Origin of the sequence: Marinobacter sp. (genome assembly GCF_033722195.1) — a bacterium.
In the GTDB taxonomy this organism is placed as follows: Bacteria; Pseudomonadota; Gammaproteobacteria; order Pseudomonadales; family Oleiphilaceae; genus Marinobacter.
On the sequence record NZ_JAWVZL010000095.1, the window covers coordinates 1 to 11631 of the forward strand.

Here is an 11631-nt window from a genome sequence, read left to right on the forward strand (position 1 = left end):
GATGGGAATGATGATGAAGGACAGCAGCAGGGACGCCATGGCGATACCCGGCGCCAGCACGAACAGGGTGCGGTCGGCGAAGGGCGGGATCCAGTCCTCCTTGAAGAAGATCTTGATCATGTCGGCGATCAGCTGCAGCGATCCGAAGGGCCCCACCCGGTTGGGCCCGTAGCGGTCCTGCCAGAGCCCCAGCAGGCGACGTTCAACCACTGTCATGACGGCGCCGATCAGAACTGCCGCCAGCAGGATGACCAGGGCCTGGCCCATGGCCAGCAGGTTGGCGGCCCATTGTGGTGACAGCCAGCTCATGGCCGCACCTCCGGCTGCTGGCCGGATTCGCCGGTGCCGGCTGTGGCCGCCAGCGTGACCCGCTGGCCGGATCGCAGGGCCGGCTCCACCCCTACCGGCACGCCGGCCAGACCCGCCGGCCAGCAGGGGTCGATGTGGACCGGCAGGACCACGAACAGGTCGTTCACCAGGACGCTGAGGGTCTCGCCGGGGCAGGTCTTGAGCCGGTCGGCGTCAGCCTGGGACAGGGTCAGCCTGGCCGGCTCGGTGCGCTCCTGAATGGGTTCGGCGCGCCGGGAGGTTTCCTCGCCGCCAAATAGCCGTGGCAGCAGTACCAGCTGCCAGTTATCCGGGTCACAGTGGAATGGGTCCGGCACCTCGCCACTGTAGTCGTACTGGCCCGGCACCGGCGCCAGCAGTCGGACACCGGGGTCGCCCCCCTTGAGGTGACCGCCCACCTCGTCGGTGAACTTGTTCCAGGCCTGGGGTGAGTTCCAGCCCGGCGCCCAGGCGAAGGGCACCAGCTGGCGGGGCCGGTCCGAGCCGCTGTAACCCTCCATGGAAAAGGCAAACGCGGTGTCCGGGTCCTGGGGCACCCTGGGCTCCGCCACCGACAGGTTGGCCCGCATCGCGGTGCGGCCACTGTAGCGATGGGGTTCCCGGGCCAGACGCAGACCGTCGATGCGATAGTCGGAACCGGGGGCGGCGCCCAGGATCCCGGTCAGGGCCGGATCGGATTCGGCGCAGGCGCGGGTGACGGTGTCCAGGGTGATGTCCGCGGCCGTCTCGCGCCGGATGTTGGCGGTGAGGGCGTGGAGCCAGCGCCAGCTTTCGTGGATGCGGGTCTCGGGGCGGATATAGCCGGGATCGTAGACCTGGAAAAAGCGCTGGGCCCGGCCTTCCAGGCTTACCAGGGTGCCGTCGCCCTCGGCAAAACTGGCGGCCGGCAGCGCCAGGGTGGCGCGGGCCAGGGTTTCGGTGTTCTGGTGGTCCAGCACCACCAGGGTCTGGGCCTGCGCCAGGGCGCGGTCCACCTGTTGCCGGGGCGCGCGCTGATAGAGGTCGTTCTCCAGCACCACCAGGGCATCGGCCCGGTCCTGCTCCAGCTGTTCCAGCGCCCACTCCAGACTCTGGCCACCCATCAGGGCCAGGCCGGTGCTGTTGGCCTCCGGCCGCACCAGCACCAGGCCACCGGGCTTGGCGCGGCGGGCCAGGGCCCGGGCGACATTGCCGGCCGCTTCCAGGATGGCGGGCTCCGCCAGGGAAGCACCGCTGATCACCAGCGGGCGCCGGGCCTGGTCGAGGCTGTCGGCGATCTGCCGGGCCTGCTGGCGCAGGCCCTTGTCCAGGTCCGGCACCTCCGGCGCCTCCGGATCCAGGCAGTGGGCCACGGCAAAGCCGAGTCGGGCGATGTCCTTGGGCGCCAGGGGGTAACGGTTGCGGGCCACCGCATCCAGGCCGGTAGCGGCGGGATAGGCAATGAATACCGGGTGATAGCGGTCCTGACCCAGGGTCTTGACCGCTTCGGCGTTCCAGGCCGGGATGCCGATACCGGCTGCCAGCTCAGGCTGCCGGCCCAGGGCCGCCTGGCGTACCGCCAGCCCCAGCCGGGCGGCGCTCTGGATCAGGTCCTCCCCCAGCACCAGTACGGCATCGTGCTGCTCCACCTCCCGCAGGCTGGGAGTGGGCAGGCCGCAACTGCGATTGAGCTGGTTCATGCGTTCCAGGCTGCGCTGCTCGGCGGCGGCCAGGCCGGTGGCGAAATTCTCCAGTCCCACCAGCGCCCGCAACTGATGGTTGCTTTCCAGGCTGGCCCGGGGCGAGCCGATGCCGATGATGCGCTGGGCGCTGCGCAGGGCGTCGCCCCCCCGGTCCAGGGCATGGTCCACGGACAGGGTCATGGCCGCCTCGCCGGGCTGGCCGCGCCATTGGGGCTGCCGCGGCCGGTCGTTGCGGTTGACATAGCCGTAGCCGAAACGGCCCCGGTCACAGAGGAAGTAACCATTCACTTCGCCGTGGTAACGGTTCTCGATGCGGCGGATATCGCCGTAGCGCTCACCGGGGCTGATGTTGCAGCCGACCGCGCACTGGTGGCAGATGCTGGGGGCAAACTGCAGATCCCATTTGCGGGTGTAGCGCTCGGAATGGGTCTGGTCGGTGAACACCCCGGTGGGGCAGACTTCGGTGAGGTTGCCGGCAAACTCGTTCTCCAGCACGCCCTCGGTGTGACGGCCGAAATAGATATTGTCGTTGGCGCCAAAGGCCCCCAGGTCGGTGCCACCGGCGTAGTCATTGTAGAAGCGCACACAACGGTAGCAGGTGATGCAGCGGTTCATCTCATGGGCGATAAAAGGGCCCAGGTACTGGTTGCGATGGGTGCGCTTGCGGAAGCGGTAGCGGCGCCGGTCGTGACCGGTCATCACCGTCATGTCCTGCAGGTGGCAATGGCCGCCCTCCTCGCACACCGGGCAGTCGTGGGGATGATTGATCATCAGCCACTCCACCACACTGGCACGGAATTCCCGGGCTTCGTCGTCGGCGATGCTGATGCGGGTGCCATCCTTGGCCGGGGACATGCAGGACATCACGATCATGCCCTGGTCGTCGTCCTCGTCCTTGTACTGACGCACCGCGCACTGGCGGCAGGCCCCGACACTGCCCATGGCCGGGTGCCAGCAGAAATAGGGTATGTCCAGGCCCAGGGAGAGGCAGGCCTGGAGCAGGTTGTCGGCGCCATCAACCTGGTAGCTGTGGCCATCCACGTGGATGGTTGCCATAGGCTTACCTCCTGTTCCCGGGCCGGCGCCCGGCAGAGCACGGGTTCTGGTTCATAGGGTTACCATTCATAAGTCACCCACCGGAATCGGATCGGCATGGGCAACCCCCTGGCTGTGGCGGACACCCTGCTCGAACTCGTGGCGGAAATGCTTCAGCGCGGTCTCCAGCGGCATGGCCGCGCCGGGGGCATGGGCGCAGAAGGTCAGGCCGGGGCCGCAATCGGCGGCCAACTTGTCCAGCAGCTCCACGTCCCCCTGCTCGCCCTCACCCCGCTCCAGCGCCTGCAGCAGTTTCACGCTCCAGGGCAGGCCGTCCCGGCAGGGGGTGCACCAGCCGCAGGATTCCCGGGCAAAAAATTGCTCTAGGTTGCGCATCAGCGACACCATGCTCTGGTCTTCGGTGACCACGGTAATCAGGCCGGTACCCAGGCGGCTGCCCTGTTCTCCCACGGTGTCGAAATCCAGCGGCAGGTCCAGGTGCTCCGGCAGCAGGAAACCGGTACTGGCGCCCCCGGGCAGCCAGGCCTTGAGCTTGCGGCCGTTGCGCAGGCCGCCCGCCAGATCCAGAATCTCCTGGCCTTTGGTGCCGATGGGGAGTTCCCACAGGCCCGGCCGGTTGACCAGGCCGGAAGCACCGTAGAGCTTGGTGCCGCCGTCGTCGGTGCGGCCGCCGGAGAGTTGCTGGAACCAGTCGGCGCCGTGCTGCATCACTGCCGGCGCGTTGCACAGGGTTTCCACGTTGTTGACCACCGTGGGTTTGCCCCAGGCCCCGGACTGGCCGGGAAAGGGCGGCTTGGCGCGGGGGTTGGCGCGCTTGCCTTCCAGCGAGTTGATCAGGGCGGTTTCCTCGCCGCAGATGTAGCGGCCGGCGCCGGTGTGCAGGATGATGTCGAAGTCAAAGCCGCTGCCGGCGATATTGTCGCCGAGCCAGCCATTCTCCCGGGCTTCGGCGAGCGCCCGGGTCAGTACCCGCGCCGATTCCACGTATTCGCCCCGCAGGAAGATGTAGCCCAGCCTCGAGTTGTTGGCGTAGCCCGCCAGGATCATGCCCTCGATCAGCAGGTGCGGCTGCTGCTCCATCAGCAGCCGGTCCTTGAAGGTGCCCGGCTCCATCTCGTCGGCATTGCATACCAGGTAACCCCGGGGCATGTCGTCGCCCTGGAGGGTCAGGCTCCATTTCAGGCCGGCGGAGAAGCCGGCGCCGCCGCGGCCGCGGACGTTGGCCTCCTTCATGGCCTTGATCACATCCTGCCGGCTCCGATGGTTGAGGGTGTCCCGCACGGTCCGGTAGCCGTCCCGGTTGACGTAGTCGGCCAGCTCCACCACCCGGCCGTCGTCGTGCAGCCGCCAGGTCAGCGGATGGGTCTCGGGACTGCGATCGGACGCCAGCTGCATCAGCCGGCTGCGGTAGCGAAGGCCATCGCGTTGGCTCATGGATAGCTCTCCAGCAGGTGGTCGAGATCCTCGGCGCTCACGGGTCCGAAGGTGTCGTCGTCAATCATCATGGCCGGGCCGCCGTCGCAGGCCCCCAGGCAGCACACCGGCAGCAGGGTAAAACGGCCGTCGCTGGTGGTCTGGCCAAAGCCGATGCCCAGGGTGCGTTCCAGCGCCGCCCGCAGGTCGTCGAAACCGGTGAGAAAACAGGAGCTGCTGTCGCACACCAGGATCACGTGACGGCCCACCGGCTGGCGGAAGATCAGGCTGTAGAAAGTGGCTACCCCTTCCACATCCGCCGGCCCCACCCCCAGAACCTCCGCCAGGGCCGGGATGGCACCGTCCGGCACCCAGCCGTGACGGCGCTGGACGATCTTCAGTGCTTCGATGCAGGCCGCCTGGGGCTGCTCGAAATGGCCCAGTTCGGCGACGATGGCGTTGCGGTCGTCGCTGTGGAGGACAAAACCGTCGCCGTCACTGGCAATACGCTGGCTGGTTGCTGCTGATTCGCTCATCGGTCCACATCCGCCATGACAAAATCAATGCTGCCCAGATGGGCGATCAGGTCCGGCACGAAGCCGCCCCGCATCAGCGCCGGGATCTGCTGCAGGTGGGGGAAGCTCGGGGTCCGGATCCGGGTGCGGTAGCTCATGGTGCTGCCGTCACTGGTGAGGTAGTAGCTGTTGATGCCCTTGGTGGCCTCGATCATCTGGCAGGATTCGTTGGGCGCCAGCACCGGCCCCCAGGACACCTGCAGGAAATGGGTGATCAGGGTCTCGATGTGCTGCAGCATGCGTTCCCGTGGCGGCGGCGTGGTCAGCGGGTGGTCGGCCTTGTAGTCGCCGGCGGGCATGTGGTCGACGCACTGCTGGATGATGCGCAGGCTCTGGCGCATCTCCTCGATCCGCACCTGACCGCGGTCGAAGACATCGCCGTTGCTGCCCAGGGGAATCTCGAAGTCGAAGCGGTCATAGCCGGAATAGGGCCGCTGCTTGCGCAGGTCGAAATCGCAGCCGGTGGCCCGCAGGTTGGGACCGGTGACGCCCCAGCGGATGGCCTCGTCGGTGTTGAAGGCGGCGATGTGGCGGGTGCGCTCCCGCATGATGGCGTTCTCCATCATTACCTTCTCGTATTCCCGCAGCCGCTTGGGCATCCAGTCCAGGAACTCCTGCACCAGGGCCTGCCAGCCGGTGGGCAGATCCTGGGCGACACCGCCGATGCGGAACCAGGCCGGATGCATTCGAAAGCCGGTGATGCCCTCGATCACCTTGTAGGCGCGCTGGCGGTCGCTGAAGGTGAAGAACACCGGGCTCATGGCCCCCAGGTCCTGCAGGTAGGTGCCCAGGAACAGCAGGTGGCTGCTGATGCGGAACATCTCCGCCATCATCACCCGGATCACCTCCACCCGCTCCGGCACCTTGATGCCGGCGAGCTTTTCCACCGCCAGCACGTAGGGCAGGTCGTTCATGACGCCGCCGGTGTAGTCCACCCGGTCGGTGTAGGGGATGAAGCTGTGCCAGGACTGGCGCTCGGCCATCTTCTCCACCCCGCGGTGGTGATAGCCGATGTCCGGCACGCAGTCGACGATCTCCTCGCCGTCCAGCTGCAGCACGATGCGGAAGGCGCCGTGGGCGGACGGATGGTTGGGGCCCAGGTTGAGGAACATGAATTCGCTGCCGTCCCGCTCCCGGCGCATGCCCCAGGCCTCCGGTTCGAACTTGAGGGCTTCCTGCTCGGTGTTCTGGCCCGCCACTGTCAGGGTGTAGGGGTCGAACTCGGTGGCGCGGGCGGGGTAGTCCCGACGCAGGGGATGACCGGTCCAGGTGGGCGGCATCAGGATACGGGTCAGGCGGGGGTGGCCGGCAAACTCGATGCCGAACATGTCCCAGACCTCACGCTCGTACCAGTTGGCGTTGGCGAACACCGACACGCAGCTGGGCAGGCTCAACTGGTCCCGGTGCAGCGCCACCTTGAGCAGGATGTCGCTGTTCCGCTGCAGCGACATCAGCTGGTAGAACACGGTGAAGTCCGATTCCGGCAGACCCTGGCGGTGGCTGCGCAGGCGCTCGTCGATGGCGGACAGGTCGTACAGCAGGTTAAAGGGTTGCGGCAGGTCCCGCAGAAAGGTGAGGGTTTCGATCAGCCGGCTCTGGTCCACCCACACCACCGGCATACCGGTGCGGGTGGCCTGGCGCACATAGAGATCGGCGCCGAAGCGCTGCTCCAGCGCCCGGACGATGTCGTCGGTGTCTGCAACCGCAGTGTCTGCGGAGGTGGCTGACGTCATGATCGTCGTTCTGCTCCTGATGACTCAGTCGTGGATCGACGGGGTACAGCGTGCTCCCCTACTGGCCAGGGCCTGCCTGGCGGTACTGCCTGGCGCTAGAGTTTGTCCGGTGTCCTCAGTTCGGTGGCCTGCATGCGTTCGGCCCGGTGTTTCTCCCGTTGCGACGGCATCTCGGCGCGATAGACGCCCTGATCCCCCACCACCCAGGACAGCGGCCGGCGCTCCTCCTGGATGGAGTCCTGGAGCAGCTGCAGACCCTGCAGGAAGGCTTCCGGACGGGGCGGGCAGCCGGGTATGTAAACGTCCACCGGCAGGAACTTGTCCACTCCCTGCACCACCGAGTAGATGTCGTACATGCCGCCGGAGTTGGCGCAGGAGCCCATGGAAATCACCCACTTGGGCTCGAGCATCTGGTCGTACAGCTGCTGGATCACCGGTGCCATCTTGATAAAGCAGGTACCGGCGATCACGATAAAATCCGCCTGCCGCGGTGACGCCCGGATCACCTCGGAGCCGAAGCGGGCGATGTCGTGGGGCGAGGTGAAGGCCGTGGTCATCTCCACGTAACAGCAGGACAGTCCGAAGTTGTAGGGCCACAGGGAATTTTTGCGGCCCCAGTTGACGGCGTTGTGGAGCACCTCGCTGAGTTTGCCGGTAAAGACGTTGCGTTCCAGCTGCTGCTGCACCGGATCCTTCACCTGCCGGTCCCGGCCGAGGGGATAGCGCTCGTTGTCACTGGCGATGACCTGGTCGGCCGGTGTCAGCGTGTAGGGCATGGGACGGCTCTCCGTTCAGGTGCGTGGGGCCGGTCCGGAAGCTCCGGCCTGCCGACAAAACCACGGCGGACGGGCAAGGTATGGCCCGTGCTGGCTTGCATCACGTTTTTAACAGTGGCCCGTGGCCCGGCGGATTTCAACCGTGGCTCCGGTTCTCCGGCGGTTGGCGGTGTTTGGGTGCCCAGTCCAGGGCACCCACACGGCTGTCGTAGAGCAGCCCCGCCAGCAGGATGAGAATGAAAATGGCCGCACCCCAGAAGCCGGGCCAGCCCACCTCTTCCACCGCCACCGCCCAGGCGAACAGGAACACCGCCTCGATATCGAAGATCACGAACAGCATGGCGACCAGATAGAATTTCACCGAGAACCGCTGGCGGGCACTGCCGGTACCGAGGATGCCGGATTCGAACGGCAGGGATTTGCTGGGGCCGCGGCTGCGGCCACCGAGAAGCGCGGAGGCGCCGATCATGAACACACACAGGCCCAGTGTGGCCGCCACAAACAGCCCCACCGCCCAGTGTTGGGCAACGGCCTGGGTTATCTGATCGCTCATGTGCCCCTCCAATGGACCGATGCGCTTTCGTAAGAACCTGTTTTAAAAGCTAACAGGGGATGGACAGAAGCGCAAATGGTCGACGTCCCGGGACCGTGATGAGGCCGGACGTGTCAATAGCCAAGATACAGGGAGATCAGAGCTGAAAAGCAGGAGAAAGGGCATAGCGGGAAAGATGGTCGGCGTGGCAGGATTCGAACCTGCGACCCCTTCGTCCCGAACGAAGTGCGCTACCAAGCTGCGCCACACGCCGATATGCGCGGTATTATACTGATCGCGGCGGCGAATGCCAGCGTGCCGCCGGGGGATTTTTGGCGCGCCCTGCCAAGGGTTTTCAGCCGGCGTTGGCCATCAGCAGGTGGTCCGCCAGCTGGCTGAGATCGTCGAAGACCGCGATGCTGCCGAGGGGCCGGTTGACCAGGTTACGCTCGGTCCTGGCGCCGTTACCGGTGCGCACCAGGTAGGGTGTGCAGCCGGCGTTGAGGCCCGCTTTCAGGTCCTTGCGGCTGTCTCCCACCATGACGCAGCCGGCCAGGGTCCTGAGGCCGAAATGGTCGCGGATGGCGTTGAGCATGCCCGGCCGGGGTTTGCGGCAGCCACAGCCATCGTCCGGGTGGTGGGGGCAATAGGCAATATGATCGACACAGCCGCCGGCCGCATTGACCAGGGCCTGCATCTTGTCGTGCATGGCGGCCAGGCCGTCATGGTCGTAGTAGCCACGGCCAATGCCGGACTGGTTGGTGGCCACCGCGACCCGGTGGCCGGCCCGGGAAAGCCGGGCAACCGCCTCGATACTGCCGGGTATGGGGTGCCAGTCATCGGCGGAACAGATGTAGTCGCCGTCGTACTGGTTAATAACCCCGTCCCGATCCAGGATAATCAACATCGCTTTCTCTAGTTGGCGGCCGGCAACAGCGAGATGTCCGCCACCCGCAGGAACAGGTTACGCAACCTGTTCAGCAGCGCCAGCCGGTTGTTGCGTACAGCTTCATCATCGGCCATTACCATGACTTCGTCAAAGAACCGGTCTACCGGTGCCCGCAGGCTGGCCAGGGTACTCAGGGCCGCGGTGTAGTCGCCCCTCTCGAACAGCGGCAGCACCTCGTCCGCGAGCCGGTTGACCTGTTCCGCCAGGGCTTTCTCGGCGTCGTCCTGCAGCAGGTGGGCGTCCACCTGTTCGCCGACGGTATCGCCACCCTGCTTGGTGAGGATGTTGGAGACCCGCTTGTTGGCGGCGGCCAGGGCCTGGGCTTCCGGCATCTGGCGGAAGGCCTCGACGGCGTGCACCCGGCGGTCGAAATCCAGCGGCCGGGTGGGCCGGCGGGCGTGCACCGCCAGGAACACCTCGGCGCCGATACCCTGCTCTTCATAGTGGGCGCGGAAACGCTCCAGCATGTAGTCCACCACGGTGGTGGCGGGATCTTCAGCGCTGAGGCCGGTGAAATTGGCGGCCGCCCATTCGCAGCAGGTCTGCAGGTCCAGCGGCAGTTCGCGCTCGATGATGATGCGCAGCACACCCAGGGACGCCCGGCGCAAACCGAAGGGGTCGCGGGTGCCGGACGGCGGCTGGTTGATGCCGAACAGTCCCACCAGGGAATCCAGGCGGTCGGCGATGGCAACGGCGCAGCCGGTCAGGGTGGCCGGCAGCTGGTCCCCGGCGAAGCGCGGCATGTACTGCTCGTTCAGGGCCCGGGCCACATCCTGGTGCTCGCCATCGTGGCTGGCGTAGTACTGACCCATAATGCCCTGCAGATCCGTGAACTCCAGCACCATCTCGGTGACCAGGTCGGTCTTGGCCAGCATGGCGGCGCGATGAGCCAGGGCCGGGTCGCTGCCGATGGCGTCGGCGATCTTCTCGGCCAGGGCGGCCACCCGCACGGACTTGTCGTAGAGGCTGCCCAGCTTCTCCTGGAACACGATGGGCTTGAGCTGGTCCTGGCGGTCGGCCAGCGGCGTCTTGCGGTCGGTCTCGTAGAAGAAGGCGGCGTCGGACAGCCGTGGCCGGATCACCTTCTCGTTGCCGGAGACCACCTGGGCCGGATCCTTGCTCTCCAGGTTGGCCACGGTGATGAACAGCGGCAGCATGCGGTCCTGGCTGTCCACCAGGTGGAAATACTTCTGGTGTTCCTTCATGGAGGAAATCAGCGCCTCCGGCGGCACCTCCAGGAAGCGTTCCTCGAAACGGCCCAGCAGGGGTACCGGCCATTCGTTGAGGGCGGTCACCTCATCCAGCAGGTCCTCGTCGATGACAGCCCGGCCACCGCCTTGCTCGGCGGCGAGTGCGTTGACGCCGGCGCGGATGCGCTCACGGCGCTGGTCGAAGTCGGCGATCACCCAGCCTTCCTTCTTCAGCACCACCTCGTAATCCGCCGGGGTGGGAATGATCAGGGATTTGGGGCAGTGGAAACGGTGGCCACGGGTCTTGTTGCCCGGGGTCAGGCCCATGATGGGGGCGTCGATGACCTTGTTGCCGAACAGCAGGATCACCCAGTGTACCGGCCGCACGAATTCGGTCTTGTGGGCCCCCCAGCGCATGCGCTTGGGGATGGGCAGGCCGGCCAGGGACTGCTCGATCAGGCCGGGCAGCAGTTCGGAGGTGGCCTTGCCCTGCTCCACCGTGCGGTAGACCACCCAGGCGCCCTTGTCGGTTTCCAGAGTGTCGAGCTGGTCCGGGGTCACGCCCTGAGATGTGGCAAAGCCGGTCAGTGCCCGGGTGGGGTTGCCGGCATCGTCGAAGGCGGCCTTCACGGCCGGGCCGCGGCGCTCCACCGGTTTGTCGGGCTGGGCCGCCGCCAGGTCACGGACCCGGACCGCCAGGCGGCGGGGAGCGGCGAAGGCTTCCACTTTGCCGTGCTGGATACCGGCGTTGTCCAGACCCTTGACCAGGCCCTCGGTGAAGGCGTCGGACAAGGTCTTGAGGGCCTTGGGTGGCAGTTCCTCGGTGCCGATCTCGACCAGAAAATCCTGTGTTGCCATGGTTACGCGTGTCCTTTCTCGAGTTCGGTGTCAGCGGCGGCCAGCATCTCCTGGCGCAGGTTGTCGGGCGCCATCGGGAAGCCCAGCGCCTGGCGGCTGTTGAAGTAGGCCTGGGCGACGGCGCGGGCCAGGGTCCGAACCCGGAGAATGAAGCGCTGGCGCTCGGTCACTGAAATGGCGTGACGGGCGTCCAGCAGGTTGAAGGTGTGGGAGGCCTTGAGCACCTGTTCATAGGCCGGCAGCGCCAGCCCGGCTTCGATCAGGCGCTGGCTTTCGCGCTCATGGACATCGAAGCTGTGGAACAGGAACTCGGTGTCGGCCTGCTCGAAGTTGTAGGTGGACATCTCCACCTCGTTCTGGTGGAACACATCACCGTAGGTCACCACGCCATCGGGGCCGTGGGTCCAGACCAGGTCGTAGACGCTGTCGACGCCCTGCAGGTACATGGCGATGCGCTCCAGGCCGTAGGTGATTTCTCCTGACACCGGCTTGCAATCGATACCCCCGACCTGCTGGAAATAGGTGAACTGGGTAATCTCC

General features: G+C 66.4%; 10 protein-coding genes and 1 tRNA gene. All 11 read right to left on the reverse strand.

The window, feature by feature from the left end; genetic code table 11:
• Nucleotides 1-309 (reverse strand): NADH-quinone oxidoreductase subunit H (locus tag R3280_RS13705; protein WP_318999174.1); only part of this gene is annotated, 309 nt, incomplete at its 3' end.
• Nucleotides 306-3065 carry an NADH-quinone oxidoreductase subunit NuoG gene (nuoG, locus tag R3280_RS13710; RefSeq protein ID WP_318999175.1) on the reverse strand — a complete coding sequence of 920 codons (2760 nt, stop codon included), beginning with the start codon at nt 3063-3065 and terminating at the stop codon, nt 306-308. The genes R3280_RS13705 and nuoG, both read right to left, overlap by 4 nt.
• A 66-nt stretch (nt 3066-3131) precedes the next feature.
• Complete coding sequence (gene nuoF, locus R3280_RS13715) at nt 3132-4499, reverse strand: NADH-quinone oxidoreductase subunit NuoF (protein ID WP_318999176.1); 1368 nt, start codon at nt 4497-4499, stop codon at nt 3132-3134.
• On the reverse strand, nt 4496-5014 hold the full coding sequence (nuoE, locus tag R3280_RS13720; protein WP_318999177.1) for an NADH-quinone oxidoreductase subunit NuoE: 519 nt from the start codon (nt 5012-5014) through the stop codon (nt 4496-4498). Before nuoE ends, nuoF begins: the two co-directional genes overlap by 4 nt.
• Nucleotides 5011-6786 carry an NADH-quinone oxidoreductase subunit C/D gene (gene nuoC, locus R3280_RS13725; RefSeq protein WP_318999178.1) on the reverse strand — a complete coding sequence of 592 codons (1776 nt, stop codon included), beginning with the start codon at nt 6784-6786 and terminating at the stop codon, nt 5011-5013. Before nuoC ends, nuoE begins: the two co-directional genes overlap by 4 nt.
• Before the next feature lie 95 nt (nt 6787-6881).
• Nucleotides 6882-7562, reverse strand: coding sequence for an NADH-quinone oxidoreductase subunit B (locus R3280_RS13730; protein WP_318999179.1), 681 nt, complete (start codon nt 7560-7562; stop codon nt 6882-6884).
• Nucleotides 7563-7698: 136 nt separating this feature from the next.
• Nucleotides 7699-8115, reverse strand: coding sequence for an NADH-quinone oxidoreductase subunit A (locus R3280_RS13735; RefSeq protein ID WP_318999180.1), 417 nt, complete (start codon nt 8113-8115; stop codon nt 7699-7701).
• Nucleotides 8116-8291: 176 nt separating this feature from the next.
• Nucleotides 8292-8368, reverse strand: a tRNA-Pro gene (locus tag R3280_RS13740).
• Nucleotides 8369-8449: 81 nt separating this feature from the next.
• Nucleotides 8450-9001: a D-glycero-beta-D-manno-heptose 1,7-bisphosphate 7-phosphatase gene (gene gmhB / locus R3280_RS13745; RefSeq protein ID WP_318999181.1), complete on the reverse strand. Its 552-nt coding sequence runs from the start codon at nt 8999-9001 to the stop codon at nt 8450-8452.
• Nucleotides 9002-9009: 8 nt separating this feature from the next.
• Nucleotides 9010-11091, reverse strand: coding sequence for a glycine--tRNA ligase subunit beta (gene glyS / locus R3280_RS13750; RefSeq protein ID WP_318999182.1), 2082 nt, complete (start codon nt 11089-11091; stop codon nt 9010-9012).
• Nucleotides 11092-11093: 2 nt separating this feature from the next.
• Nucleotides 11094-11631, reverse strand: a 538-nt coding sequence (locus tag R3280_RS13755) for a glycine--tRNA ligase subunit alpha (RefSeq protein ID WP_318999183.1), incomplete at its 5' end; no start/stop codon positions are given.